Below are 26,513 nucleotides of genomic sequence, written 5' to 3' on the forward strand. Positions count from 1 at the left end.
CGGCTCCGCGCCCACGCCTTGCCGGACGACCCACGCGCGTGTGCCCCGCCGGACGGCCCACGCGCACGTGTCCTGCCGGGCCGCCGGGCCGTACCGCTGACGGCCACCGCGACCGTCACTCCGCCCGTGCCACCACCGCGCCGCGCGGAGACCCCGGTGTCCCTCAAGGACGGAGGTACCGGACGGTGAACCCGGTGACCGCGCCCTGGGTGCGTACCCGGTTGCGGGCCGCGCCCGGCGCCGCCGTCGCGCTGGCGGTGCTGGTGGCGGTGACCGCGTGCCTGGCCGCCGCGTTTCCCCGGGCGCTGGACCGGTACACGGACGCCGGGCTGCGCCAGGCCGTCGAGCACGCCCCGGTCGACGAGAGCGGCATCCTGGTGACCGCCAGGCCCGACCTCGACGGAGAGGTGGCCCACACGGAGGAGAGCGTCCGGCCCGAACGCCTCACCGGCCTCTACGAGTCCACCCTCGGCACGGTCGAACGTCCGCTGGTCATCGACGAGAAGCGCTCCTCCTTCGGCGTCCGCACCACCGAGACCCTGCCGTCGCCGGACAAGTGGCTGCCCCGGCCCGACGGCCTCCCCGCGGAGATGCTCCTCGCCGCCCCGCACGGTCTCGCCGACCACACCCGGCTGCGCTCCGGCCGACTGCCCGAGGTCCCCGGCAAGGAGGCGACCGCCTCGACCCCCGAGGTGCAGGCCGCGGTGACCGAGGGGACGGCCCGCACGCTGCACATCAAGGTGGGCTCGGTCGTCCACGTGTCCGGCCAGCGGGATCTCACCGTCCGCGTCACCGGCATCGTCACGGCCGAGGAACCCGACAGCCCCTACTGGTCCGTCGACTCCCTGCTGCGCGCCCCCTCGCTGCGGCGCATCCCGGGACCGATGGGGGCCTCCAACCCCTCCTACTGGGTCGGCGGCCTGCTGCTCGCCCCCGAGGCGGCCCCCGCGCTGCTGAGCGTGACCCCGACGGTCCGCTACTGGCACCTGGCCCCCGACCCGGACGCCCTGCACAGCCGCGACCTCGACGGACTCGCCTCCGCCGTGGCCTCCCTGGAGTCCGGTCCGGGCCTGGAGACGCTGCACTCGACGATCAGCCCCTTCACCGACGTCACGACCGGACTCGACAACGCCTTCACCACGTACGAGGACCTCCGCGGCGACATCGGCCCGCTGATCGTCGTCGCCGCCTCGGGCGCGGGCACGGTCGCCGCCGTCGTCCTGCTGATGGCGGGCGGTCTGGCCACCGACCGGCGCCGCCCCGAACTGGCCCTGCTGCGGGCCCGCGGCGCCTCCGTACGGGGCATGACGGGACGGTTGCTGGCCGAGACGGCGGTCGTGGCCGTGCCCGCGGGCGCCCTCGGATGCGGCGTGGCCCTGCTCGCGCTGCCCGGCGGCCGGCCGCTCCCCGCGCTGTGGGCCGCCGTCGCGGTCACGGCCGTGGCCTGCCTGGCGCTGCCGCTGCGGGCCGCCGCCGCGCACCGTGCCGTACGGGTCCACGACGGCCGTCACGACGCGGTGTCCCCGCGTGCGTCCAGGCGCCGTACCGTCGCCGAACTGACCGTCGTGGTCCTCGCGCTCGGCGCGGTCGAGATGCTGCGCCGGCGCGGGGCGACGAACGGCGCCGGTGACCTGGTGGCGATGGCCCCGGTCCTGGTCGGGGTGATCGCCGCGCTGGTGCTGGTGCGCCTGTATCCGCTGCCGCTGCGCGGGCTGGCCCGCCCGGCCCGGCGGCTGCGGGGCGCCGTGGGGCCGCTCGCGCTGGCCCGGGCCGGCCGCGGCTCCGCCTCCGCCGTGCTGCCCCTGCTCGCGCTGCTGACCGCGTTCACCGTGGCGGCGTTCGGCGGCTCGGTCCTCAGCGGCGTGGCCGACGCCCGTGACCGGGCGGCGCTGCTCTCGGTCGGCGCCGACGGCCGGGTGGAGGCGGAGGCCGCGCTGCCCGCCGGGCTGCCCGGCCGTATCGGGAAGGCGCCCGGAGTGCGGGAGGTCACCGAGGTCGGTCTCGACTACCAGGCCAGGACGAACGACGGCCGCCAGTCCCTGCCGCTCGCGACGGTGGACCCGGGCGACTACGCTGCGCTGGCCGGGCGGACGGACCTCGGCGCGTTCCCCGCGGGCGAGCTGAGACGGCCGGACGGCGCCGAGGGCGGCTCCGAGGACGCCGTGCTGCCCGCGCTGGCCTCGCCGACGGTCGCCGAACGGTTCGGCAACGACACCTTCCAGGTGCGCCTGGCCGACGGCAGCGTCGCCACGCTGCGGATCGTGCTGGTCCGCGACCACACCCCGGCCGTGTACGGCGACGACTTCCTCGTCGTGGACCGGGCCGGGCTGCCGGCCGGGGCGGTCCGGCCGAACGTACTGCTGCTGACCGGCGACGACCTGGACGCGGGCGCGGTGCGCCGGGCGGTGGACCACGCCGGCACCGTCCAGCTGCGGTCCGAGGAGCGCGGCACGTACGTGGACTCGCCGTTGCAGTCCGGTGCGGAGCACATCTACACGGCCGCCGTGGCCGCCGGCGCCGGCTACGCCGCCCTGGCGCTGCTGTTGTCCCTCGCCAGTACCGCGCCCGAACGCGCCGCGCTTCTCGCCCGGCTGCGCACCATGGGCCTCACCCGCGCCCAGGGCCGCCGCCTGCTCGTCCTCGAGTCGCTCCCGCAGGCCCTGCCCGCGGCCCTGGGCGGCGTGCTGACCGGCTGGGCGGCCGTCCGGCTGCTCTCCCCCGGCATCGACCTGACGACCATCGCGGTGTCGGCGCCGACGTCCCCGGCGGGGCGCGCGGAACTGAGCGCCGACCCGTGGTCGCTGGCCGTCCCGGCGGTGGCGGTGCTGGTCCTGGCGGTGGGGGTGGCGGCACTCCAGGCATGGTGGTCGGGCCGGCGCGGCGCGGTGGCGGAACTCCGGGCGGGGGACGCGCGGTGAGGGCCCGACCGGAGGCACGGCGGACCGCGGACGCGGACATGGAGGAGACCCGATGACGACCGACCCCACCCTCGCGGACCTGGCCGACCGCGCCACCGCGTCCCGAAACCGGCCCGCGTACGGCCACGACGCCCTGATCACCTGCGACCGCCTGGTGCGGATCTTCAGCGCGGACGGCGTGGAGGTGCAGGCCCTGCAAGGGCTCGACCTGCTGGTACGGGAGGGCGAGCTGATGGCGCTGGTCGGCGCCTCGGGCAGCGGCAAGTCCACGCTGATGAACATCCTGGCCGGTCTGGACACGCCGACCGCCGGGGCGGCCCGGGTCGCGGGGCGCGATCTGCTCGCGATGACGGCGAAGGACCGCCTGGCCTACCGCCGCACGGTGGTCGGCTTCGTGTGGCAGCAGACGGCCCGCAACCTGATGCCGTACCTGACGGCCGCGCAGAACGTGGCCCTGCCCATGCAGCTGGCCGGCACCGGCGGACGCCGGGCGGCGCGCACCGAGCGCGCGCTGGAGCTCCTGGACCTGATGGGCATCGCGGACTGCCGCGACCGGCGCCCGCGGCAGCTGTCCGGCGGGCAGCAGCAGCGGGTCGCCATCGCCGTGGCCCTCGCGGGCAACCCGTCCGTGCTGCTCGCGGACGAGCCGACGGGCGAGCTGGACTCCCACACCGCGGAACAGATCTTCGCCGCGTTCCGCACGGCGAACGAGCACCTGGGGACCACGGTCGTCATCGTCACCCACGACCAGGCGGTGGCCGGTGAGGTCCGCCGCACCGTCGCCATCCGCGACGGCCGTACCTCCACGGAGGTGCTGCGCCGCAGCGAGGTGGACGCCGAGACCGGCCACGAGACGGTGGTGGCCCGCGAGTACGCCATGCTCGACCGCGCCGGCCGGCTCCAGCTGCCCGCCGACTACACCGCGGCCCTCGGCATGCGCGACCGCGTCGCCCTGGAGCTGGAGTCGGACCACATCGCCGTACGCCCGGACGACAGCGAGCCCCCGCACTGAGCGGCGGCCCGGACGGCCGGACGGCCTCAGCGCACGCTGATGCCCAGGGCCCCGGTCCCCGCCCGCCGCAGCGCGACCGACCCGAAGGGGGTGCGCAGCCGCAGCCACGCACCGGAGGAGAACAGCGTCGGCGCGCCCTCTCCCGCGCTGGAACCCGGCGCTCGGGGCGTCCGCAGGAACCCCAGGGACTGGGCCGCGTGCACGGCCCGCACCGGCAGCCCGGTCTCCCCGACCGTCCGGGACCAGATGTCCCGTCCGATGCGGTCGAGTTCGGCCCGCGTGCGGTCCTCGGCGGCCAGCTCCTCGGTACGCGCCCGGAACTCCGCCACCCCGGCGGCGACCAGCGCGCGCAGGGCGTCCGGGGCGGGCAGCCCCGCCTCGGTGCGCCAGCCCCCGCGCGGGGGCAGCACCCCGGCCCAGGGCGGCCCGGTCACCGCGTCCGGCACGCCGGAGGTGGCCGCCTGCTCGTCCACGCTCTCCAGCAGCTCACCGGCGGAGACGGTCACGTCGAGCGTGACGTCGAGCCCGTTCTCGTACGGCTTGGCCAGCCGTACCGCGCGTACGGCCAGCACGTCGAAGGAGGGCGGCCGCCCGAAGACGGCCAGGGAGGTGCCGGCCGCCTGGAGGCGCACCGCGGCCGAACGGTCGTAGTGGAGCAGCCGGGAGAGGAAGGCCGCGAGATCCGCGGCCTCCCCCTCGTCGGCCAGGTGGAGGACCGTCATGCGGCGACGGCCTCCTCCTTGGTGTCCGTGTACTCCTGGAGGAACTCCCGTTCCTCGGCGGTGAGCCGACGGGGCCGCTGCGCCTCGAAGTCGAACGGCACGATCACCGTGGAGGCGCGGACGTAGATCTCGTCCCCGTCCTTGACCTCGTAGGTGAGGGTGAACGAGGCCGCCCTGATCTGCGTGACCCACAGCTCGATGTCGACCGGGTGGTGCCGGTGGACGAGCTGCCGCTTGTAGTCGATCTCATGGCGTGCCACCACCGACCCCTGCTTGAAGTCCTTCTCCGGGCGGAACAGGAAGTCGATACGGGCCTCCTCCAGGTAGCGGAGGAAGACCACGTTGTTGACGTGGCCGTACGCGTCCATGTCCGCCCAGCGCAGTGGGCAGCGGTAGATGTGCCGCAAGATCAGCCCCGGGTCAGCTTCTTGTAGGTGGCGCGGTGCGGGCGGGCGGCGTCGGCGCCGAGCCGCTCGACCTTGTTCTTCTCGTACGACTCGAAGTTTCCCTCGAACCAGAACCACTTGGACTCGCCCTCGTAGGCGAGGATGTGGGTGGCGACGCGGTCCAGGAACCACCGGTCGTGGGAGACGACCACGGCGCACCCGGGGAACTCGAGCAGCGCGTTCTCCAGGCTGCTGAGGGTCTCGACGTCGAGGTCGTTGGTCGGCTCGTCGAGGAGCAGCAGGTTGCCGCCCTGCTTGAGGGTGAGCGCGAGGTTCAGCCGGTTGCGCTCACCGCCGGAGAGGACCCCGGCCGCCTTCTGCTGGTCCGGCCCCTTGAACCCGAAGGCGGACACATAGGCGCGGGAGGGCATCTCGACCTGGCCGACGTTGATGTAGTCCAGCTCGTCGGAGACGACGGCCCACAGCGTCTTCTTCGGGTCGATGTGCTCGCGGCTCTGGTCGACGTAGGAGATCTTGACGGTGTCGCCGACCTTGATGTCGCCGGAGTCCGGCTCCTCGAGGCCCTGGATCATCTTGAACAGCGTGGTCTTGCCCGCGCCGTTGGGCCCGATGACCCCGACGATCCCGTTCCGGGGCAGTGTGAAGGACAGGTCGTCGATCAGCACCTTCTCCCCGAAGGCCTTGCTGAGGTTGTTCACCTCGACGACGACGTTGCCGAGCCGCGGGCCCGGCGGGATCTGGATCTCCTCGAAGTCCAGCTTCCGCATCTTGTCGGCCTCGGCGGCCATCTCCTCGTACCGCGCGAGGCGGGCCTTGGACTTGGCCTGGCGGCCCTTGGCGTTGGAGCGCACCCACTCCAGCTCGTCCTTGAGGCGCTTCTGCCGCTTGGCGTCCTTCTGGCCCTCGACCTTGAGGCGGGTGGCCTTGGTCTCCAGGTACTTGGAGTAGTTGCCCTCGTAGCCGTGCAGGCGGCCGCGGTCGACCTCGCAGATCCAGCCGGCGACGTTGTCCAGGAAGTACCGGTCGTGGGTGACGGCCACGACGGTGCCCTCGTACTTGGCGAGGTGCTGCTCCAGCCAGTTCACCGACTCGGCGTCGAGGTGGTTGGTGGGCTCGTCGAGCAGCAGCAGGTCGGGGGCCTCCAGCAGCAGCTTGCACAGCGCGACGCGCCGCTTCTCACCACCGGAGAGGTTCACGACGGGCCAGTCGCCGGGCGGGCAGCCCAGCGCGTCCATGGCCTGCTCCAGCTGGGCGTCGAGGTCCCAGGCGTTGGCGTGGTCCAGCTCCTCCTGGAGCTTGCCCATCTCCTCGAGCAGCGCGTCCGAGTAGTCGGTCGCCATCTGCTCGGCGATCTCGTTGAACCGGTCGAGCTTGCCCTTGACCTCGGCGACACCCTCCTGGACGTTCTCCAGAACGGTCTTCGCCTCGTTCAGCGGGGGCTCCTGGAGCAGGATGCCCACGGTGTAACCCGGGGACAGGAAGGCGTCCCCGTTCGAGGGCTGCTCGAGCCCCGCCATGATCTTCAGAACGGTGGACTTACCGGCGCCGTTCGGTCCGACCACACCGATCTTCGCGCCGGGCAGGAAGCTCAGCGTGACGTCATCAAGGATCACCTTGTCGCCGTGCGCCTTGCGCGCCTTGCGCATGGTGTAAATGTACTCAGCCAAGAGAAACCGTCCGGCAGCTTGATCAGGCAGTGGGCAGATACACCCCATCTTGCCGCACCGCCACCCCTGGGCGGAAACCCGTTTGACCCGACCTCTCTGACCTGGGGGTTTCGTGCACTGCCCTACCGTGCCGCAGTGACCAACGCGACGAGGCGCCCCCTCCTCTTCCTCGACATCGACGGCCCGCTGATCCCGTTCGGATCACCGGCCGGCGCCGTTGCCCCCGTCGACGAAGACAACCCGCTGATGGCCCGGCTCGACCCCGGTGTCGGGGCGCGCCTGTCGGCCCTGGGCTGTGATCTCGTCTGGGCGACGACGTGGGGGGAGGAGGCGAACGAGGTCGTCGCCCCACGCATCGGTCTGCCGAGGCTGCCCGTGCTGGACCGGCCGGACGCGTGCGTGGAGGGGAGCCCGCGCGGACTGCACTGGAAGGCCCGCCCCCTGGTCGAGTGGGCAGACGGCCGTCCCTTCGTCTGGGTCGACGACGAGATCAACGCCGTGGACCGCCAGTGGGTGGCAGCCGCTCACCCCGGCCCGTACCTGCTCCACCGCGTCGACCCGGCGGAGGGCCTCACCGACGCCGACTTCGCCGTACTCGGCGTCACTGTTCGTTCCTTCGGCGGACGAAGATGAGGACCGCGCCGCCGATGACCACGAGGCCGATGGCCGCGCCGCCGATCAGGGGGGTCGCGTCGGAGCTGCCGGTTTCGGCGAGGTTGGGGTTGGGGGAGGGGGTGACGACCGTGGCGGGGGCCGGTTCGCCGAGGGTGTGAGTGGAGTCGGACAGGGTGGCGCTCTGGGTGCGGCAGTCGAGGACGCCGCTGAAGCGCTGCTCGAAGCCGGCCGGGCCGCGGATCGTGAAGTCGTAGGCGCGGTCCTCCGGCAGCGGGACCGGCACCGTCCGGGTCTCGCCCGGCGCGACGGTGTACTCGGTGTCCAGCAGTTCGAAGGTGAAGGGCTCGTCGCCCTTGTTGAGCGCGGTGATGTCGAGGGTGCCCTCGGCGCAGTTCTTCTCGGCGGACAGGGCGGGTATCGCGCCCTCGGCGGCCCAGGTGGCGGTCGCCGTCGCGCCGACCGTCGACTCGCTGGAACCGGCCAGGATCTGCGTCTGGCTGCGGCTCTCGGAGGCGAAGGCGCGGCCGACCGGCACGGTCGTCGACGCCTGGACGGACAGCCGGGCGGTGCCGGCCTCCGCGTCCTCGGGTACGTCGAAGAAGAGCTGGGTGCCGTCGGTGACCTCGGTGACGGGCTCGCCCTTCTTGTCGACGATCCGTACGGCGTCCTTGGCGGTGGCGTCCACCGGGGGCGTCACCGTCGCGCCGCCCGCGTCGGTGTGAACGGTCACCGGGCCGAGCCGCTCACCGGGGCGGCCCGAGACGGCCGGCGGGTCGAGGGCGAGGGACGCCTCGGGCTCGGCCAGGTCGCGGGCGTTCTTCTCCAGGTAGTCGGCGAGCCGCTCGGCCTGCGGGTCGACGGCCTCGACGTCGGTGTCGTCCGAGTACCGCCAGATGGCGACCTGGGTTCCGGCCGCCGCGTCCTCTTCGGTGAGCCCGCCCCGGACGCCCGCCTTCTTCGCGAGCGCGGCCAGGTCGTTGACCTGCGGGTAGGAGTTCCCCAGGATCCAGCGGACACGGCCGGCGTCCTTGTTGGTGCCCAGGGACGTCCCGCTCCAGGGAGTCTCCTGGTACTTCGCGTCCTTCTGCGTCGGGTTCTGGATGTCGACGCAGTACGTCTGCAGCATGCCGCCGCCCTCGACGGACATCTCGAAGAGACCGGCCGACACCTGCTGGTCGCCGTCCTCCCCGTGGATGACCGCGGTGCCGTGCGTCTTCAGGCCGCCTATCGTGGCCGTCGCCCCGCCCTGCCCCCTTACGCCGTCCCGCGCGCCGTCCTGGGCGGCGGCCGGTGCCGCACCGGTCACCACACCGGCGACGGCGAGCACGGACGCCAGCGCCCCGGCGGCGAGACGCGCCGCCCCTCGACCGGGCAGAGACGGCGCAGCGAGCGAAGAAAACACCAAATTCCCCTTCGAGCAGGACCCGTTGGCGTGGGGGGAACGGTCCCACCAGCAGAATCAGCAGCCACACAAGGCTCGTTCGGCATCCTAAGGACGTGACGGACCGGGCTTGCCGGTGATCGTCGCCCGCGCGGTGATCCGAATCGGAATCGTTATCGCCGAGAGCCTCTTTGAGCAGGGCTTATCGACAAATCCACCCGGGTTGACCCCGGGCGCATGCGGGGACAAGCCGTACTTCGGGCGGTTTCGGCAGGGCCGGCCGGTCTCGGTCATCCACTCGGTGTCATCCCACCGGGACGGGCTCCGGTCGCTGTTCGGGGGCCGGACCAGTCGGCTCCCCCGTCGGTTCCCCGGCCGATCCCCCGGCCGCCACCTCCCAGTTGGGTTCCGGCTGGGGTGGTGAGGTCGACGCCTCCGCCCTGCCGGTGCGCCGGAAGGCCGCCGTGCCGCGGGCGAGATCGTGGCCGATCGCCACCGCGTCGATGTCGGCCGAGGTCCTGCTCTGCCCCTCGCGCACGTCGGTGCGCACCTTCAGCCTGCCCTGCACGACGACGGGGTCGCCGACCGCCAGTGACGCCGAGGCGTTGGTGGCGAGCTGCCGGTTGGCCCACACCGTGAAGAAGTTGGTGTGTCCGTCCGTCCAGGCGCTCTTCTCGCGGTCCCAGTAGCGCGCGGTGACCGCGAGCCGGAAGCGCACCGACGCGCCGTTCGCCAGGTCCCGGAAGACCGGCTGGGTGGCCACGTTGCCCACCGCGCAGATCATCGTCTCGTTCATCGCGAGTCCTCCCTCCCGCACGGGCCCGTCCCGTACGGCGGCCGGGGCGATCGCGTCCGTCGCGATCGCCGTGGAGGCCAGACTGCCCGCGGTCGGGCCGGTCCGCCGAGGGCTGTGGACCGGCCCGGCGCCTGTGGAGAACTCCGCCACCCGCGCGGGTGGCAGCCGTGGCCGGGCGCCACTACCTCGTCGCGGCCCCGACCCCGGTCCCCACCCCGGTTCCCGCCCCCGCGACCCGCGCGTACTGTTCCCGCACCTCGCGGTACCGCAGCAGTTCCGCCGCCAGCGGATCCAGCACCCTGGCCCGGCCGCACCCCGCGGCCGCCTCCCGCAACAGGCGTTCCGCCTCGTGGCCGTAGCGCCTGGCGGGTCCGCGGGCCGCCAGACGGCAGCTCCACTCGATGAGCGGGCCGCCGACGATGCCGGCCAGCATCAGCAGCACGGGCACCCCCAGGTTCGGCGGCACGACGCCGATGATCTGGCCCAGCAGCCACAGGCCGCCCACCACCTGGAGCAGGGTCATGGTCGCCTGGGCGAGGACGGCCACCGGCCACCAGCCGGGCCGCGGCGGGCGTCCCGGGGGCAGCCCCGCGCGCACCACCAGCTCGTCGAGGGCCTCGGGCAGCCCCTGGGCGCCGCGGACGGCCGCCTCGCGCATCGCCAGCGCCCACGGTGCCGGCAGCCCGGCCGACGCCCGGTCCGAGACCGTACGCACCGCATGCTCGACGCGCTGACGGGCCGTGGCCTCCTCGTCCGCCTGGGCGCGGGTGGACAGCCGTCCGGTGACGGGGTCGCGCCGGTCGTGGTACCAGCGCCACAGCCGCAGCCAGGGAGTACCGCACGCGCGGTTGGCGTTGCGCAGCCAGGCGCGTTCGGCCGCCTCGCCCGCCGCGGTGGCGCCCACCGCGTCGGCCAACCGGTCCGAGAACTCCTCCCGCGCCTCCTCACTGAGCCCGGTGCGCCGCCCCGTGACGTACACGGGGCGCAGGTACCGGGCGGCGGCGTCCACATCGGCCGCGATGCGGCGGGCCGGAGCCTGCCGTTCGGCGACGAACTGGCCGAGTGTCTCGCGCAGTTCGCCGACCCCCTCACCGGTGAGCGCGGACAGGGCGAGCACGGTCGCGCCCGGTTCGCCGTGCTCGCCCAGTGCGATGCCGTCCTCGTCGAGCAGGCGCCGCAGGTCGTCGAGGACCTGCTCGGCGGCCTCCCCGGGCAGCCGGTCGACCTGGTTGAGGACGACGAAGGTGACCTCGGCGTGGCCCGCCATCGGCCGCAGATAGCGCTCGTGGATCAGGGCGTCGGCGTACTTCTCCGGGTCGACGACCCAGATGACGGCGTCGACCAGGGCCAGGATGCGGTCCACCTGCTCACGGTGCTGCACGGCCGCCGAGTCGTGGTCGGGCAGGTCGATCAGGACCAGCCCGCGCAGCGGCGACTCGGAGTCCGGGTGCTGGAGCGGACGGCGGCGCAGCCGGCCGGGGATGCCGAGCCGGTCGAGGAGGCTGGCGGCGCCGTCGCTCCAACTGCACGCGATGGGCGCGGCGGTGGTCGGCCGGCGGACGCCGGTCTCGGAAATGGTCACCCCGGCGAGGGTGTTGAACAGCTGCGACTTGCCGCTGCCGGTCGCGCCGGCGATGGCGACGACGGTGTGCTGTCCGGAGAGCCTGCGCCGCGCGGCGGCCTCGTCCAGGACCCGGCCCGCCTCGGCCAGGGTCCCGCTGTCGAGCCGGGCCCGGGAGAGTCCCACCAGTTCACGCAGCGCGTCCAGACGTGACCTGAGGTTCCCGTCGTAGGCGAGCGGCATCAGGGCGGCCGAGGTCGCGGCGGGCCTGCTCGGCAGGACGGCGAACTGCTCGGCCCCGCCGTTCTCGTCCACCCGCCGTGCGATCAGTCCGTCGCCCCAGGCGGCCTCACCGTCCCCGGAACCGCCCGAACCTCCCGCGCCACCGGGACCTCCCGCACCACCGGGGCCTCCCGCACCACCGGGGCCTCCGGCACCGCCGGGACCTCCCGCACCACCGGGACCTCCCGCACCGCCGAGACCTTCCGCACCGTCCTGGCCACCGGTCGAGCCGTCCCTGCGTTCCGCGCGGGGGTGCGCCCCGGGGCCCTCGTCCCGCACGCACGTGTGGGAGCCGCCCGAGCGCTCGCTCACGCGTTCCCGCGGTCGCCTTCCACGGCCCGCGTCCTCGGTCTCGCCCGCCTCCCCCACCGCGTCCCCGCGCGGGACGCGCTCACGGACGGCACGCTCACCGGTGGCTGCCTGCTCGGCAGAGTCGTCCTTCCGAGCCCGGCCGTCCTGGCCGTCCAGCCCGTCCCGGCCGTCGCGCCGCTTCCGGTCACCCCGCCGGCCTTGGCCGTCGCGGGGGTCCCGATCGTCCCAGTGGCCCCGGTGGTCCTGCCCGTCCCGGCGGTCTCGCTCGTCCCGGTCACCCCGCTGGCTCCGGCCGTCCCTGTGGTCGCGATCCTCGGCACGGTCCCGGCGGTCTCGCTCCTCCCGCGCAGCCCGATCGGCCGGGGCAGCCCGGTCGCCCCGGTCGTCCCGGGAGCCCGCCGTGTCGGCGGCCCGGTCTCCGCGTTCCGTCTCCTTCGTCGCAGGTTCGGTGTGCTCGGTGTGCTCGGTGGGGTCCTGGTCAGTGACGGCGGTCACCGGTCACCTCTCCTTCTGCAGTACGGACAGCGCGGCGATGAGCTCCGCCTGTGGCTCGGGGTGCACCTCAAGACCGTCGAGCGGCGCCAGCCTGCGCTCCCGCTCGACGTGCATGACCCGGTCGACGAGTTCCTCGAGCAGTCGCCCGCCCCGGTCGCGCAGCCGCAGCGCGCCGTGGGCACCGATCCGCTCGGCGAGCCGCTCCCCGGCGACGCGCGCGCGCCGCCCGCCCAGCAGCACGGTGGCGACCAGGCCGGCCACCACCCCGGGGTCCGGTGCCAGGTTCCGGTCCAGCTCGCGCACCTCCTCCTCGGCGTACTCCTCCAGTTCGCGCCGCCAGCGCCGTACGGCCATCCCGATGCGGTGCTCGGCGCTCTCCGGCGCGGGGACGCGGTCCGCGAGTTCGGGGGCGTCCGCCGCCGGTTCGTGCCGCCAGGCCTCGTCGACGCGTTCGTCTGCGGCCGTGACGGCGCACAGCAGCAGGGTGCTCAGGCTCTCCACCAGCGAGTCGAGGAGCTCTTCCGGGGAGCAGTCGAGGGGGAAGGCCCGCCAGCGCTTCAGCGCGTCCCCGGCGAGCACGGCGCCCGCCTGCAACCGCCCCCGTGCGCGCGCGTGCTCACCGTCGTAGGCGCTCTCGACGGCGGCGGTGAGCCGCAGCGCGGCGGCGTACTGCGCGGCGGTGGCCCCGGCCAGCTCGGGCATCCGGGACTTGAGCGAGTCCAGGATGCCGTGCGCCGTACGGGCCATGGCGTGGTGCCGGGCGTCGAGTTCCTGCGCCCGGTGGACGAGCCAGGAGCGCAGCGGTGCCACGGCGCTGGCCGGCAGCAGTCCGCCGCCCCAGGCCGACTCGGGCAGCTCGGGGACCGTGAAGCGGGGGACGTCGCCGAGCCCGGCCTTGGTGAGCAGTGCCCCGTACTGCCGCGACACCTCGGACACCACCTGGTGGGGCACCCGGTCGAGCACGGTGACCAGCGTGGCGTCGTACTCCTTGGCGGTGCGCAGCAGGTGCCAGGGCACCGCGTCGGCGTACCGCGCGGCCGTGGTGACCATCACCCAGATGTCGGCGGCGCAGATCAGTTCGGCCGCCAGGACGCGGTTGTCGGCGACGAGGGAGTCGACGTCGGGCGCGTCCAGGAGGGCGATGCCGGGCGGCAGGGTGTCGGCGGTCTCGACCCGCAGCACGCGCGCGGGGTTCTCGCCGGGCAGCAGCAGGTCGTCGTCCGGGTCCCGGTGGGGCACCCACACGCGCGTGAGGTCGGGCAGCACCCGCATGCCGCTGAACCAGTGGTGGTCCTCCGGGTGGCACACCAGGACCGGCGTGCGAGTCGTGGGCCGCAGCACACCCGCCTCGCTGACCCGGCGTCCGACCAGGGAGTTCACCAGGGTCGACTTCCCGGCGCCGGTGGACCCGCCCACCACCGCCAGCAGGGGCGCTTCCGGTTCTTTCAGGCGGGGCACCAGGTAGTCGTCGAGCTGGGCGAGCAGTTCGTCGCGGTTGGCACGCGCGCGTGGGGCCCCCGGCAGGGGCAGCGGGAAGCGTGCGGCCGCGACACGGTCGCGCAGGGCGGAGAGTGCGTCGAGCAGCTGAGGCCGTACGTCCAAGGTCACCACATGTGAAGAATGCCCAATTTTGAGGGAATTCTGAAGCATATGAGCATGATGAGCATGTCTGCGCCCTCACCGGACACTCCGGACGGAAAGGACTACTGGGACGCGAGGACAGTCCAGGCATAACGAGTGGACAACACCCGATGCGCGAGACGCCAAAAGCGATGCACGATTCGTAACTGCCTGCGATTATCGGGATCGCTTCACCGAACCTCCACATCGAGCCACGGAGGGGAAGCAGCCGGGACAGGGAGCCAGGAGCCCTATCCTTGTCCCCGGCGAGGTCACGGAACGGCCCACACCCGGGCACCACGACCGAGGCCACCACACCAGGCCCCCGTAGCTCAGTGGATAGAGCAGGCGCCTTCTAAGCGCTTGGCCGCAGGTTCGAGTCCTGCCGGGGGCGCCGGACTCCCTCCTTCCAGGAGGGTACGTCCGCCGGCGCCGGCGCCATTTCCCGTTCGGCGAGAGGGACCACCACCGTGCGACTGCGCTGCGCCGTGCTCGACGACTACCAGGGGGTGGCGACCGAGGTGGCCGACTGGTCGCCGGTCGCCGACTCCGTGGACGTCGTGTCCTACGACACCCACTTCCCGGACGAGGACTCCCTCGCCGCGGCGCTCGCGGACGCCGACATCGTGGTCACCCTGCGCGAACGCGTGCCGTTCCCCGGCTCGTTGCTCGCCCGGCTGCCCCGGCTGAAGCTGCTCGTCGCCTCCGGCATGCGCAACAGCGTGATCGACTACGCCGCCGCCGACGCGCACGGCGTCACCGTCTGCGGTACGGCCTCCTCCTCCACCCCGCCCGTCGAGCTGACCTGGGCCCTGCTGCTGGGCCTCGCCCGCGGCATCGTCCAGGAGGGCAACGGGCTGCGCGAGGGCGGCCCCTGGCAGCAGACGGTGGGCGCCGACCTGCACGGCCGCCGGCTCGGACTGCTGGGCCTGGGCAGGATCGGCGGGCGGGTGGCCCAGGTCGGCCTGGCCTTCGGCATGCGGGTGAGCGCCTGGAGCCAGAACCTCACCCGGGAGCGCACCGACGAGGTCGGCGTCGAACTGGCCCCCTCCAAGGAAGAGCTCCTGAGCACCGCCGACTTCGTCTCCGTCCACCTGGCGCTGGGCGAGCGCACCCGCGGCCTGCTCGGCCCCGCCGAACTGGCCCTGCTCAAGCCGACCGCCTACCTGGTCAACACCTCGCGCGCGGCGATCGTCGACCAGGAGGCGCTGCTCGCCGCGCTGCACGGGGGCCGCATCGCCGGCGCGGGCGTGGACGTCTTCGACACCGAGCCGCTGCCCGCCGGTCACCCGATGCGCACCGCCCCGCGCCTGCTCGCCACACCCCACCTGGGCTATGTCACGCGCGCCAACTACGCCACGTACTACGGCCAGGCCGTCGAGGCGATCGCGGCCTACCTCGCGGGCTCACCCGTACGGCGGCTGCCCGTGCCCCCGACCCCGGGCCGGGCGTAAGGACGCTCAGGCGGTGCCCGTCCGGGCGGCGTCCGCCGGGCGCGCGTAGATGCCGTCGCTCCGGCGCAGGTGACCGAAGTCCACCAGGTGGCGCCGGAGCGTCACATGGTCGACCTCGCCGTCCTCGCACCAGGCGCGCAGCTTCTCGTCGACGGTGCGTTCCGGGTACTCCACACCCGGTGCGAAGGTCTGCTCGGCGATGTGCCGCAGCACCACCTTCTTGCGCGTCCAGCGTGCGGGGAGACGGACCAGCCGGCCGTTCCTGACAAAGGTCCGCACGATCATGCCGACCGGGCCGTCGTCGCCCGCCGCGGCGGGGTCGCCGGTGGCCTGCACCGCCGGGCGGCCCGCGAGGGCCAGCTCCCGGAAGCGATCGTGGACGACGACGAGTTCGCCGTCCTGACCGGACGCCACCACGCCCAGCGCCCGCAGTCGGCGCAGCGCGGCGGACGTCTCCTGCGGGGAGAGGCCGGCGTCCCGTGCCACCCGTACGGCGTCGCCCGCGCCCAGCGCCACGGCCGCGAAGGCCCGCACCCGGCTCTCCTCGGCGAAGAGGGCGGGCAGCGCGGCGAGCGCGGCCGACAGCGACGAGGCCTCCGCGGCCCGCTGGGACCGCTGAGGCGACTGGGGCGACTGGAGCGACTGGAGCGACTGGGGCGACTCGGAATCCTCGACGGACGAGTCGGATCGGTCATTCGGCATGCCGGGAGGCTAGTGGACACACCGGCGCGCACGGGACCGATTTTCCGCGGCCCGCCGTCATCCGCACCCCCACGCGCTCAAAAAGGGTGATCCGCACATTCCCCCCGTGACCCGCTGCGACCGGGTGCGTTGAACCGACAGTGCGGCGGCGCGTCCTGCCGCCGTGCTCCCCGAGTCAGAAGGAGAACGTGATGTCTCGCATCGCGAAGGCCACCGGCATCGCCCTCGGCGCCGGTGCCGTGGTGCTCAGCGGCACCGGCATGGCCATGGCGGACGCGGGCGCGGCGGGCGCGGCCGTCGGCTCGCCCGGTGTCCTGTCCGGCAACGTCGTCCAGATCCCCGTGCACGTGCCGGTCAACGTCTGCGGCAACACCATCGACGTCATCGGCCTGCTGAACCCGGCCTTCGGCAACGCCTGCGAAAACGGCGACGACGAGGACAAGAGCGGCGGCTACGGCAGCTGAGTCCCCAGACACCGAGGAGCCCCGGCCTTCCCGGCCGGGGCTCCTCCCTTGTCGGTGTCCGGGGACGGACCCGCTCAGGCGTACCGGTAGATCCGGCCGACGTCCTCCAGCTCGTCCGGCGTCACGTCCCACGGCGGCAGCTTCTCGTGCCGTGCGACGATCCGCCCGCGCTGCGCGCTGCCCCGGCCGGGCGGCTCGGCGGGCAGGTAGCGGGCGCCGCGGTGGCGGGCCTGCCAGCGCGACCACTGGAGGTCGACGAAGGCGTGGTGCAGCCAGAACACCGGGTCGTTGACGGAGGCGCCGCCGACCATGGCGCCGCCGACCCAGCGGTGCACGCGGTTGTGGTTGCGCCAGGAGACGCTGCCCCGGCCGGCCCCCCACCCCTCCAGTTTGTTGCGGAAGCCCTTGCGGACCGTGGAGTCGTAGGGCGAGGTGTCGTACTTCGGGTCGTCCAGCGCCCACTCCAGGTCGCTCTTCGTGGGCAGGGCGAGGGGATCGCCCGCGCGCCCGAGGTCCCGGGTGAGGTACTCCGTGTCGGTGACGTTCACTTTGATGGTCCAGTTGCCCTCGGCGTGGGCGAAGGGACCGGTGGTGACCCGGTGGTCGGAACGCCGTCCGGTACCGCCCAGGAGATCGGCGGTCCAGGGCGTCGACTTGGCGCCGCGGTCCTTCGTCCAGTCCCAGTACGGCACGGTGACCGACTCGTCCACCCGGCGCAGCGCCTCCTCCAGGTCCAGCAGGAACCGGCGGTGCCAGGGCAGGAAGGACGGCGCCATGTGCGCCGTACGCAGTCCGTCCTCGCCGTCGGAGACGTAGTACTCGATGTGGGTGCGCACGAACTGGTCGTACTCGCCGCGTCGTTTGACCTCCAGCAGCGCGTTGACGAACCGCCGCTTCTCGCTGCGGGTCAGCGTGCTGACGTCCTTACGCGTGTACGCCATGCCGCTCCCCGGAGTGCTGGTCGTGGCCTGCGGACGGGGTGTCGCGCAGGTGCTCGCCGGGGCCGAGTTCGTCGACGGCGCCGCGGGCCGCTTCGAGCGGCGTGGGGTAGGACCGGTAGTGGTCGACCATGCTCAGCCAGGTGCCGTCGGCCCGGCGCATCAGGTGCAGCGGACGGCCGTCCACGGTGACCTGCCAGGTGCCGGCGCCCACGGCCCGGCCCGCGGCGGAGCGGATGCCCCGGATGCGCCGACCGCGGTAGGTCTCGTCGAAGGCGACACCCTCGACACCTTCGGCGCCCCCGGCGGGCTCGGCGGTGTGCGGCCCGGGGTGGGCGCACCGCGGTCCGGTGGTGGCGGCCTCGGCGGCCCCGGAGGGGCGCGAGGCGGCGATCAGGGGCGCCAGGCCGACGGCGAGGGCCGGGGCGAGCAGCCCCCGCATCACCTGCCGCCGGGTGCCCGCGACCGGCCCGCCTCTCGCCGAATCCTCCGCCGCCTGCTCCCGCTTCCGTCCCGCGCCACCACCTGGCGCGCCACTCCCCGGCGCGCCGCTCCCTGACGCGCCCTTCGCTGTCGCGCCCGCGTTGCCGACCATGGCTCACTCCTCGTCCGGTTCCGTTGGTCCGCACCGCTAACCGAACGACGGGCCCCGCGGTCACCGCGCACAGGGCCAGTCGGAGCACGGCCGCTCGGCCGAGCGAGGTCGCCGGGGGTTACAGACCCGGCCCGACGCCCAGGTTGGCCACCGGAACCGTCTGGACCACCGGGGCGAGCACACCGGCCTCGGGGAGCTTGGGCGCCGGCAGGCCGAGGGCCTCGGGGTTCGGCGCGGTGAGCGGGGCGTCCAGGGACAGTCCCGGCGCCAGGGTGCGCAGCTCGGCGGCGGGGGCGTCGACACCGGCGTGGTCGAAGTCGTCGCCGAGGACGTGCGGCAGCGGCTGGCGCAGGTCGACGCCGGGCAGCCCGCCGCGCACCGGTAGCTGCGGCAGCGTCCGCTCCGGCAGCAGCCGGCCCTCGACGTACTGGGGGCCCTCCGGCGCGCCCGCCGTCGGCACGGGCAACTCGCCGGCCACCTCGGGCAGTTCCATGCCGAGGGCCGTCTCCGCGCCGCCCAGCGGCACCGGCACGGGAACCGCGCGGGCCGCGGCGGCGGGGGTCGCGGCAACGCCCACGGCGGCGGCCACACCGGTGACCACGGCGGCCAGGGTTCGTCTGGTGGTCGGCTTCATGACAGGCACGGTCCCTTTCGAGAAGGCGGGAGGTACGGCTTCGGGAAGGCGGGAGACACGGCTCCGGAAGGCGGGGGTGCGGCGGGGGGCGGGGTGGCTCAGCCGCCCAGCGGGAGGCCGCCCAGCAGTCCGCTCGCGGAGTTCAGCTTCGTGGTCGTGCCCTTCACGGTGTGCAGCACGGAGTCCTTGTTCTCGGTGTCCAGCGCGTCGGACCGCGCTTCCGACTGGTGCTTGATCGGCATGACGTCGATGGGCTCCGCGGTCAGCGCGTTCACGGCGCCGTTGAGGCTGGTGGGCGTGAGCGCGGCGGCATCGGAGGCGTCGTAGGCGAACGCGGGCACGGCGGAGCCGGCGGCGACCAGGGAACCGGCGACGACGGCGGCGGCCTTGAGGGACTTCATCGTGTTCCTTTCTTCGGCGACCCGTGTCACCGGAGGTATTGCTGACGCCCTCCCTAACGACCTGCGCCGGAGCCGGAAACTCCGCCGTCCGGAAGACATATGAGATCTCCGGACACGGAAAGGGCCGTCGCGCCTCCGACAGGGAGGCGCGACGGCCCGGACGCCCGGGACGGCTCGGCGTCAGGAGGGGTTCGCGGGCGCGGCGGTCTCCGGCGTGGCGGCCTCCGGCGCGGTCGGTACGCCGGGCAGGCCGGCCAGGTCCGCGGCGGGCAGCCCGTTGCCGACCATCGTGGCGGCGACGACGTTGACGATGCCGGTCATGAGGTCCTTGACGGCCGGGCTCACCTGTTCGGCGGTACCGGAGGTGCTGGCCTTCACCAGGGCGTCGATCTGCTTCTGCAGCTCGGCCTCCGCGGCCGCGGACAGGTCGGAGGCCGCCGCGGTGCCGTCGTCGCTCTGGGCCGTGACGGGCGCCGGCAGCGTGACCGGGGTGTCGGTGCCGGTCTCCGGCGCGGTGGCGGCCGGCGGCTGGGCCGGGGTGCTCGTGCCGGGCGTGGTCGCCGCGTCGTCGGCGTCCGTGTCCGCGGCGTCCGCCTTGGCGAGGGCGTCCTTGACGGCCGCGGAGAGCTTGTCCGCGTCCGTGGCGGAGAGCCGGCCGTCGTCGGCCTTGAGGACGGCGCCGAGCAGGTCGGTGACCGGCGTGAGCACTCCACCCAGACCGGCCAGGCTGCCGACCTGGTTCTGCAGTTCCGCCGCGTCGGGGAGAGGGGCGTGGGACGCCGCGTGGGTGCGTTCCCGGACCGAGTCGCCGTCGGCCGCCATCACCGCCGGGCCGGAGAGGCCGATCAGCAGGCCGGCGCAGAGAGCGGAGGTGGCGATTCGCCGTGCGGGCAGACGCATGGGGGTTCCTTTCGGTGGTGCGTCGGATGTTGTGCCCACCGTGGAATCGCCCTGGGCGCTCTGCAACGCAGGCACGGACCCCGAGCGCCCGCCCGCCCTTCTCGCGGGCCGCGTCTTACCTGGTGAGACGCCCTGTCAAGGCCCGTGCGCCGTGTCGTCGCCCGGACCCCCCATTCGGGGCAGCACACCGCCGTCCGCGCGGCAACGCGAACCGGCCGCCCGTTCGCGGAGGAACCGCGGTACGGACGGCCGGTGCGGCAAGGGGTGAGCCGACGTCAGTCGTTCTCGCACTCGTTGCCGAACGCCGGGTTCAGCAGGCCGATGACGTCGATGGTGTTACCGCAGACGTTGACCGGGATGTGGACCGGGACCTGCACCACGTTGCCGGACAGGACGCCCGGGGAGTGGGCGGCGGCGGCCTGCGCGCCGCTGTCGGCGGCGGCGACACCGGCGGTGCCCGCCACCGCGGCGGCGGCGACGGAGGTCAGGGCCAGGCCCTTCGCGATACGCGACATGGAGAAGTGCTCCTTGGGGTTGTACACACATCCGGGCGGCTGCCCGGCGCAGTGTCAACGCGTAGCACGGGCGCGAGTTGTGCCGCCAAAGGGGTGATCTCACGAAAGACCGGCGTTCACAAATCCAACACAGTTACCCGGTTTCGCCGTATTAGTACGGATAGCAGCTAGAGTCCCACACCATTCGACGCACCCGTATGCCGCTAGCGGCCGGCGCCCGCGGCCGGGCGCGTTCCCGCCCGTCCCGAGCCATCTCCGTGAGCGAGGAAACGCGCATGCACCTGCCACCGACCGGCTCACGGCCACGGGTTCTGCACCTCACCCAGCCGGTGGACGGCGGGGTCGCCCGGGTGGTGACGGACCTGACGCGGGTTCAGCTCGCCGCCGGACTGCGCGTCGCGGTCGCCTGTCCCGGCGGGGACCTCGCCGACCGGCTGCGTGCCCTCGGCGCCGACGTGCGGCACTGGCCCGCGACCCGCTCGCCGGGCCCGGCGCTGGTGCGGGAGGTATGGCGGCTCGTCCGCGTGGTCGAGGACGTACGGCCCGATCTGGTGCACGCGCACAGCGCCAAGGCCGGTCTGGCCGGGCGGCTCGCCGTACGGGGCCGGGTGCCGACCGTGTTCCAGCCGCACGCCTGGTCGTTCGAGGCGGTCGGCGGGGCCGCCGCGCGCCTCGCGCTGGGCTGGGAGCGGTGGTCGGCGCGGTGGACGGCGCGGACGGTGTGCGTGAGCGAGGCGGAACGGCTGCGGGGGGTGCGGGCCGGGCTGCGCGGGCCCTGGGCGGTGATCCCGAACGGCATCGACCTCACCGGCTTCCCCTCCGACGCGCCCGGGTACGCCCGCCCCGACCCGGCCGGCCCGCGACCGCGGCACGGTGTCGCCCCGCACGCCCCGCTGGTGGTCTGCGTGGGGCGGCTGTGCCGGCAGAAGGGGCAGGACGTTCTGCTGAGCGCCTGGGAGTCGGTCCTCGCGCGGGTGCCCGGCGCCCGGCTGGTCCTCGTCGGCGACGGCCCGGACCGCGCCCGGCTGGCCGCGCGGGCCCCGGCGTCCGTGCTGTTCACGGGTGCCGTAGCGGACGCCGCCGCCTGGTACCGGGCCGCCGACCTCGTGGTGCTGCCGTCGCGCTGGGAGGGCATGGCGCTGGCCCCGCTGGAGGCGATGGCCTGCGGGCGGCCCGTGGTGGTGACCGACGTGGACGGTGCCCGCGAGGGCCTGCCGCCCGCGCTCGTACCGCACTGCCTGGTGCCGCCCGGGGACCCCGCGGCGCTGGCCGACGCCGCCGCCGCGCTGCTGCTCGACGCGCCGCTGCGCGCCTCGCTCGGCCGCCGGGGGCGTGCGCACGTCCGGTCCGCGCACGACGTACGGCACACGGCCGCGGCGGTCGCGGCCCTGTACGGCGACCTCCTGGGCGGCGTACGGCCCACGACCGCGGCACACACCGGCGTCGGCGACCGCGCCGGTGCCATCGGCGACAGGCCCGCAGCCGTGGGGCGGTCGGCCGTCGTGCCCAACGAGTGCAGGGAGACCACCCACCCGTGACCGCGGAAAGCACCGTCCCCTCCCCCGCCGGCCAGTCGCGCGGCCTCGGCTCCTCCCCCGTCTCGGTGCTGCCGCGGCGCGACGGCACCGCGGGCCCGCGGCTGCCCGCGCGGCGCCTCGCCCCACGGCCGGACTCCCGGCTGCCGCTGCTCGTCGCGGACGGCGCGGCGGCCCTGCCGGGCTCGCTGGCCCTCACCGGCACCCCGCACCAACCGCTGCTCGCGGCCCTGCTGGTGGCCGCCTCGCTGCTGCTGCGCCCCCGGCCGCGCCCGGCCCGGCGGACGCCCGGCGCGCTGGACGACCTGCCCGCCCTGTGCGGCCGGATCGCCGTCGGGTGGCTGGCGCTCGCGGCGCTCGTCGCGGCGTACGCCCCGTCGCACGCGCTCTCCGCGCGCACCCTGTGCGCCGGTTTCCTGCTGCACGCGGTGACGGGCTGCGCCGGCCGGGGTGCCGTGCACCGCAGACGCCGTACGGCGCTGCTGAACCACCCCCGCGCCGCCCTCGTCGTCGGACCCGCCGCGACCGCGCAGCGCGTGGCCTCGGCGCTGCTGCGCCACCCGCGCTGCGGGGTGCGCCCCGTCGGGATCGTCACCGACGACCCGGGCGGCACCACGGGCCTGCCCGTGCTGTCCACGGACGAGGAGGTGCGGCGGGCGGTCGTGCAGAACGGCGTACGGGACGTGCTGGCCGTGGATCCCTCCGTGGACGCCCCCTCCGTACGGCCCGGGCAGGCGGCGCTGCTGCGGGCGCTGGCCGAGTCGGGCTGCGCGGTGTGGGAGCTGGACGCCGAGGCCCCCGCGTACGCCGGCGCTCCCGCCCGCCCCGGCGGGGACCGGATCGCGGGGTTCTCCTGCCGGCGTCTGGAACCGGCGGCGCGGCGGCCGGGCGGCGCGGGCAAGCGGGTCCTCGACGTGACGGTGTCCGGGGCGCTGTTGCTGCTGCTGAGCCCGCTGCTGCTGGCCTGTGCGGCGGTGCTGCGGGTGGTGAGCGGTCCCGGCGTGCTGTTCCGGCAGGAGCGCGTCGGTGAGGGCGGCAGGCCGTTCACGCTGCTGAAGTTCCGCACCCACCGGCCGGCGGACGAGCACGAGTCGGCGACCCGGTGGAGCGTGGCGGACGAACGCCGGATGCCGTGGTTCTGCCGCTTCCTGCGGCGCACCTCGCTGGACGAGCTGCTCCAGCTGTGGAACGTCTTCCGGGGCGACATGAGCCTGGTCGGCCCGCGTCCCGAACGCCCGTACTTCGTGGCCCGGTTCAGCCAGACCTATCCCGGCTACGCGGCCCGTCACCGGATGCCGGCCGGGATCACGGGCCTGGCCCAGATCAACGGGCTGCGCGGTGACACGTCCATCGAGGACCGGGCCCGCTTCGACAACGCCTACATCGACGACTGGTCGCTGTGGCAGGACGTCTGCATCCTGCTGCGCACGGCCGCCGCGCTCGTGCGCCCCACGGGGAGCTGACCCAGGTGGCCCACGCCCTGCCCCTTGGGCCGACGGCGCGCGTACGGCGGCTGCCGCCCGTGCTGGCCGTGGTCGCCGTCGTCGCGCTGCTCGCGCTGCCCTTCGCCCCGGGCGACGGGGGCGGCGCGCACCCGGCCGACGCGGTCTCCGCGCTGGCGGTGCTGTACTGCGCGCTGCGGCTGGTGCGGGACCGGCGGCGCCCCCTGTCCCGTACGGCGGCGGTGGTGCTCGGGCTGCCCGTGCTCGGGCTGGCCGTCGCCGCCGCGGGCGCCGGGTCGCCGGGGGCCGGACTGGCGGGCCTCGGCCGCTACCTCCAGGTCTTCGTGCTGGTCCCGGCCGCCGTACTGCTGCTCGTCCGCGACCGGGGCGACGTACGGCTGCTGGCCCGGTCGATGGTGGGGCTGGCGCTGTGGCAGGGGGCGGTCGGGGTGCACCAGTACGTGACCGCGACCGGCGCCTCCTACCAGGGCGAGCGGGTCCGGGCGGTGGGCACCTTCGGGCCGCAGGACGTGATGGGGATGGCGACCGTGGTCTCCCTGGGGCTGGTCTGCGCGGTGGGGCTGGCGCTGGGCCGGACGCCGGTGCGGCAGCGGCTGCTCGCCGCCGGGTGCGCGCTCGCCCTGCTGCTGCCGCTCGCCCTGTCGTTCAGCCGCGGGGCGTGGATCGCGACGGCGGTGACATGCGCGGCGCAGCTGCTGCTCGCGGGGGTGCGCAGGGCGCTGGCGGTGGGGGCGGCCGTGGTCGCGGCGGCGGTGGTGCTGGTGGGCGGCTTCGGGGTCGGTACGGCGATGCTCCAGGAGCGGGCCGGCAGCATCACGCGGGTCGCCGACGCCCCCGACCAGTCGGTGACCGACCGCTACACGATGTGGGCGGCGGCGGCCGGGATGTGGCGGGAGCGGCCGCTGACCGGCGTGGGGCTGAAGGGCTTCCCCGAACACCGTGACGCGCACGCCTCGTTGGCGCTGTCCTCGGGCAGCGAGACCGACGGCGCGGGTGCCGGGTACCGCAGGCAGCCGCTGCTGTCCCCGCACAACATGTACCTGCTGGTGCTGGCCGAACAGGGACTGATCGGGCTGCTGGCGCTGGCCGGGAGCTGGCTGGCGCTGCTCGTGCTGGGCCTGCGCCGGTTGCGCGGCGCACGGCGGAAGAAGGGCTCGGTGCCGGACTGCGCGTTGGTCGCCTGCGGGCTGCTGGTGTGGCAGCTGACCGACTTCGCGTACGCCGACATCGGCGGGCCCTCGACCGTGCTCACGGCGGTGTCCTTCGGGCTGGCGGCCTGGTGGGCGCTGGGTTCCGCCGCGCGGGAGGTGCCGGAGCGGTGACGACGACCTCGCCGCACCCGGCGGGCGAAGCGGACGCGTCCCACGGCGCGGTCCCCCGGGCCGAGACCCCGTACGCGGGGACCGCACCCGTCGCCGGGGGCGGCTCCTCGGGGCGTTTCCTAGCCCGCGCCGCCCTCGTCACGGCCGTGCTCTCGGTGGCCGGGTCGGTGCTCGGGCTGGCCCGGGACCAGGCGCTGGCCCGGCTGTTCGGGGCCGGGAGCGAGACGGACGCCTTCCTGGTGGCGTGGACGGTGCCCGAGTTCGCGGCGACGCTGCTGATCGAGGACGGGCTGGCCTTCGCGCTGGTCCCGATGTTCAGTCTGGCCCTGGCCCGCCGCGCGCAGGGTGTCCCCGGCGACCCGGTCCGCGCGCTGGTCGCCTCGACGCTGCCCCGGCTGGCCCTGGCCTTCGCCGCGGCCGGTGCGCTGGTCGCCGCCGCCGCACCGGTGCTGGTGCGGGCCCTGGCGCCGGGGCTGGCCGACCACGCCCTCGCCGTGGACTGCACCCGGCTCACCGCCACCTGCGTCGTCAGCTTCGGTCTCGCCGGGTACTGCAGCGCCGCGCTGCGGGCGCACCGCCGGTTCCCGGCACCGGCGGCGATCTACGTCGCCTACAACACCGGCATCATCACGGCGATGTTCGTGCTCGGCGGGCGCTGGGGGGTGCGCTCGGCGGCGGTCGGGGTCGCGGTGGGCGGTGCCCTGATGGTGGCGACGCAACTCCCGTCGCTGCTCGGCCAGCTGCGGCGGCGGAGCAACGGCGCGGGCCCACCGGGCGGCGCGCGCCCGTCAGGCATCGCGGACGCCGAGAACGCGCCGGGCGCCACGCACAGCACGTCCCGGTCAGGCACCACGGACAGCACCCGCCCCCTCACCCTCGCCCTGTTCGGCACCGTGCTGCTGTTCGCCCTGTGTCGCCAGTCCCAGGTCCTCATCGAGCGCTTTCTGGCCTCCGGGCTCCCCTCCGGGGCCATCTCGCACCTGAACTACGCGCAGAAGGTCGCCCAGATCCCGATGACGCTGTCGCTGATGCTGTGCACGGTCACCTTCCCGGTGGTGGCCCGCGCGCTGGCCGACGGCGACACGGAGCGGGCCCGCGACCGGGTCGAGCGGGACGTGGCGCTGGCGGCCTGCCTGGTGCTGCTCGGCGCGGCCACCGTCGTCGCCTGCGCGCCGCAGATCATCCAACTCCTTTTCCAGCGCGGCGCGTTCACGCCGTCCGACACGGCGGCGACCGCGGCCGTCATGCGGGTGTACGCGCTCGGGCTGCTCGGCCAGACCGTGGTGGGCGCGCTGGCCCGCTCCTACTTCTCGGCGGGCCGCGCCTCCTGGTACCCGTTCGGCGCGATGGCCGTCGGCGTCGTGGCCACCGCCGTCGCGGGCGCCCGCGCGGTCGGCCCGTGGGGCGTGACCGGCATCGCCGCCGCCAACGCCGCCGGCATCACCGTCACCGCCGCCCTGCTGCTCGCCGGGATGGGTCCGCGCAGCGTGCCGGTGCGGGTCCGGCGGGTCCTGGGCGACCTGGGCAGGCCGCTGCTGGCGGCGGCCGTGGCGACCGGCTCGGGCGCACTGGCCGCGGACCTGGTCACCGACGCCGGTGCCGCCGTGTCGCGGACCGCCCTCTCGCTGGCCGTCGGCGCCGCCACCGTCGGCGGTGTCTTCGCCGTCCTCTGCCTGGCCCTGGGCGTTCGGGTCCTGAGCCCCGTCCGTCTCCTCCACCCCGTCACACGAAGGCTCCCTCATGGCCGTTTCCGCTTCCCCTTCCGCGACCACGACCGCTGACGCCCGCCCCGGCACCGTCCC

The 26,513-nt window shown here is 74.6% G+C and carries 23 protein-coding genes and 1 tRNA gene; 10 read left to right on the plus strand and 14 right to left on the minus strand.

What is annotated here, in order from left to right; all coding sequences use genetic code 11:
* Positions 1–194 precede the first annotated feature (194 nt).
* Complete coding sequence (locus tag ACZ56V_RS07215) at positions 195–2,918, plus strand: FtsX-like permease family protein (protein ID WP_468939980.1); 2,724 nt, start codon at positions 195–197, stop codon at positions 2,916–2,918.
* Positions 2,919–2,970: 52 nt separating this feature from the next.
* Positions 2,971–3,930 (plus strand): ABC transporter ATP-binding protein, encoded by a 960-nt coding sequence (locus ACZ56V_RS07220; protein WP_398910823.1) that lies wholly within the window; start codon positions 2,971–2,973, stop codon positions 3,928–3,930.
* A 26-nt stretch (positions 3,931–3,956) separates the two neighbouring features.
* Here ACZ56V_RS07220 and ACZ56V_RS07225 read toward each other — a convergent pair whose 3' ends face one another.
* The 3 genes from ACZ56V_RS07225 to ettA are packed head-to-tail and all read right to left on the minus strand — an operon-like array spanning position 3,957 to position 6,726.
* The gene (locus ACZ56V_RS07225; protein ID WP_468939984.1) at positions 3,957–4,652 is read right to left on the minus strand and encodes a DUF8185 domain-containing protein; all 696 of its coding nucleotides are present in this window, start codon (positions 4,650–4,652) and stop codon (positions 3,957–3,959) included.
* Complete coding sequence (locus ACZ56V_RS07230) at positions 4,649–5,059, minus strand: acyl-CoA thioesterase (protein ID WP_104635765.1); 411 nt, start codon at positions 5,057–5,059, stop codon at positions 4,649–4,651. Before ACZ56V_RS07230 ends, ACZ56V_RS07225 begins: the two co-directional genes overlap by 4 nt.
* Positions 5,060–5,061: 2 nt before the next feature.
* Positions 5,062–6,726, minus strand: a complete 1,665-nt coding sequence (ettA, locus tag ACZ56V_RS07235; protein WP_398910818.1) for an energy-dependent translational throttle protein EttA — start codon at positions 6,724–6,726, stop codon at positions 5,062–5,064.
* Between the two features lie 135 nt (positions 6,727–6,861).
* Here ettA and ACZ56V_RS07240 point away from each other — a divergent pair, with 135 nt between their 5' ends.
* On the plus strand, positions 6,862–7,359 hold the full coding sequence (locus tag ACZ56V_RS07240) for an HAD domain-containing protein (protein ID WP_468939988.1): 498 nt from the start codon (positions 6,862–6,864) through the stop codon (positions 7,357–7,359).
* Here the strand turns inward: ACZ56V_RS07240 and ACZ56V_RS07245 are convergent.
* The 4 genes from ACZ56V_RS07245 to ACZ56V_RS07260 all read right to left on the minus strand — a co-directional run bounded on the left by ACZ56V_RS07245 (position 7,328) and on the right by ACZ56V_RS07260 (position 13,779).
* Positions 7,328–8,743 (minus strand): Cys-Gln thioester bond-forming surface protein, encoded by a 1,416-nt coding sequence (locus ACZ56V_RS07245; RefSeq protein WP_468939990.1) that lies wholly within the window; start codon positions 8,741–8,743, stop codon positions 7,328–7,330. The two genes, ACZ56V_RS07240 and ACZ56V_RS07245, sit on opposite strands and share 32 nt — an antisense overlap.
* Positions 8,744–9,026: 283 nt before the next feature.
* The gene (locus tag ACZ56V_RS07250; protein WP_468939993.1) at positions 9,027–9,518 is read right to left on the minus strand and encodes a single-stranded DNA-binding protein; all 492 of its coding nucleotides are present in this window, start codon (positions 9,516–9,518) and stop codon (positions 9,027–9,029) included.
* A gap of 181 nt (positions 9,519–9,699) precedes the next feature.
* Positions 9,700–12,168, minus strand: coding sequence for a YfjP family GTPase (locus tag ACZ56V_RS07255; RefSeq protein WP_468939995.1), 2,469 nt, complete (start codon positions 12,166–12,168; stop codon positions 9,700–9,702).
* A gap of 3 nt (positions 12,169–12,171) precedes the next feature.
* A complete protein-coding gene (locus ACZ56V_RS07260) occupies positions 12,172–13,779 on the minus strand; it encodes a dynamin family protein (RefSeq protein ID WP_468939997.1) in 1,608 nt (535 codons plus the stop codon).
* A gap of 330 nt (positions 13,780–14,109) precedes the next feature.
* On the opposite strand from ACZ56V_RS07260, the gene ACZ56V_RS07265 reads away from it, so the two are divergent.
* A tRNA-Arg gene (locus ACZ56V_RS07265) sits at positions 14,110–14,182 on the plus strand.
* Between the two features lie 76 nt (positions 14,183–14,258).
* Positions 14,259–15,242: a D-2-hydroxyacid dehydrogenase family protein gene (locus ACZ56V_RS07270; protein ID WP_467378151.1), complete on the plus strand. Its 984-nt coding sequence runs from the start codon at positions 14,259–14,261 to the stop codon at positions 15,240–15,242.
* Between the two features lie 6 nt (positions 15,243–15,248).
* On the opposite strand, the gene ACZ56V_RS07275 is transcribed toward ACZ56V_RS07270, so the two are convergent.
* Positions 15,249–15,827 (minus strand): DUF2087 domain-containing protein, encoded by a 579-nt coding sequence (locus tag ACZ56V_RS07275; RefSeq protein WP_468940465.1) that lies wholly within the window; start codon positions 15,825–15,827, stop codon positions 15,249–15,251.
* Positions 15,828–16,135: 308 nt separating this feature from the next.
* Between ACZ56V_RS07275 and chpF the strand changes: the two genes are divergently transcribed.
* On the plus strand, positions 16,136–16,408 hold the full coding sequence (chpF, locus tag ACZ56V_RS07280; RefSeq protein ID WP_104635758.1) for a chaplin ChpF: 273 nt from the start codon (positions 16,136–16,138) through the stop codon (positions 16,406–16,408).
* Positions 16,409–16,482: 74 nt separating this feature from the next.
* Here chpF and ACZ56V_RS07285 read toward each other — a convergent pair whose 3' ends face one another.
* The 6 genes from ACZ56V_RS07285 to chpG all read right to left on the minus strand — a co-directional run bounded on the left by ACZ56V_RS07285 (position 16,483) and on the right by chpG (position 20,391).
* Positions 16,483–17,349, minus strand: a complete 867-nt coding sequence (locus tag ACZ56V_RS07285) for a tyrosinase family protein (protein ID WP_398910807.1) — start codon at positions 17,347–17,349, stop codon at positions 16,483–16,485.
* Positions 17,333–17,941, minus strand: coding sequence for a tyrosinase family oxidase copper chaperone (locus tag ACZ56V_RS07290; RefSeq protein WP_398910805.1), 609 nt, complete (start codon positions 17,939–17,941; stop codon positions 17,333–17,335). Before ACZ56V_RS07290 ends, ACZ56V_RS07285 begins: the two co-directional genes overlap by 17 nt.
* Before the next feature lie 118 nt (positions 17,942–18,059).
* A complete protein-coding gene (locus ACZ56V_RS07295) occupies positions 18,060–18,575 on the minus strand; it encodes a hypothetical protein (protein WP_398910803.1) in 516 nt (171 codons plus the stop codon).
* A gap of 98 nt (positions 18,576–18,673) precedes the next feature.
* Positions 18,674–18,976, minus strand: a complete 303-nt coding sequence (locus tag ACZ56V_RS07300) for a hypothetical protein (RefSeq protein ID WP_398910801.1) — start codon at positions 18,974–18,976, stop codon at positions 18,674–18,676.
* A gap of 180 nt (positions 18,977–19,156) precedes the next feature.
* Positions 19,157–19,876, minus strand: a complete 720-nt coding sequence (locus ACZ56V_RS07305) for a hypothetical protein (RefSeq protein ID WP_468940004.1) — start codon at positions 19,874–19,876, stop codon at positions 19,157–19,159.
* A gap of 275 nt (positions 19,877–20,151) precedes the next feature.
* Positions 20,152–20,391 carry a chaplin ChpG gene (gene chpG / locus ACZ56V_RS07310; RefSeq protein WP_007449696.1) on the minus strand — a complete coding sequence of 80 codons (240 nt, stop codon included), beginning with the start codon at positions 20,389–20,391 and terminating at the stop codon, positions 20,152–20,154.
* A 275-nt stretch (positions 20,392–20,666) separates the two neighbouring features.
* Here chpG and ACZ56V_RS07315 point away from each other — a divergent pair, with 275 nt between their 5' ends.
* From ACZ56V_RS07315 to murJ, 4 genes are read left to right on the plus strand one after another with little or no spacing between them, the layout of a single operon-like run.
* The gene (locus tag ACZ56V_RS07315) at positions 20,667–21,929 is read left to right on the plus strand and encodes a glycosyltransferase (RefSeq protein ID WP_398910797.1); all 1,263 of its coding nucleotides are present in this window, start codon (positions 20,667–20,669) and stop codon (positions 21,927–21,929) included.
* Entirely contained in the window at positions 21,926–23,389 is a 1,464-nt protein-coding gene (locus tag ACZ56V_RS07320) for a sugar transferase (RefSeq protein ID WP_468940008.1), read from the plus strand. The genes ACZ56V_RS07315 and ACZ56V_RS07320 overlap by 4 nt, the downstream gene beginning before the upstream one ends.
* Positions 23,390–23,394: 5 nt before the next feature.
* The gene (locus ACZ56V_RS07325; RefSeq protein ID WP_468940011.1) at positions 23,395–24,711 is read left to right on the plus strand and encodes an O-antigen ligase family protein; all 1,317 of its coding nucleotides are present in this window, start codon (positions 23,395–23,397) and stop codon (positions 24,709–24,711) included.
* Entirely contained in the window at positions 24,708–26,492 is a 1,785-nt protein-coding gene (gene murJ, locus ACZ56V_RS07330) for a murein biosynthesis integral membrane protein MurJ (RefSeq protein ID WP_468940014.1), read from the plus strand. The genes ACZ56V_RS07325 and murJ overlap by 4 nt, the downstream gene beginning before the upstream one ends.
* Positions 26,493–26,513: the final 21 nt, after the last annotated feature.

The organism is Streptomyces sp. NPDC034099 (assembly GCF_055575415.1).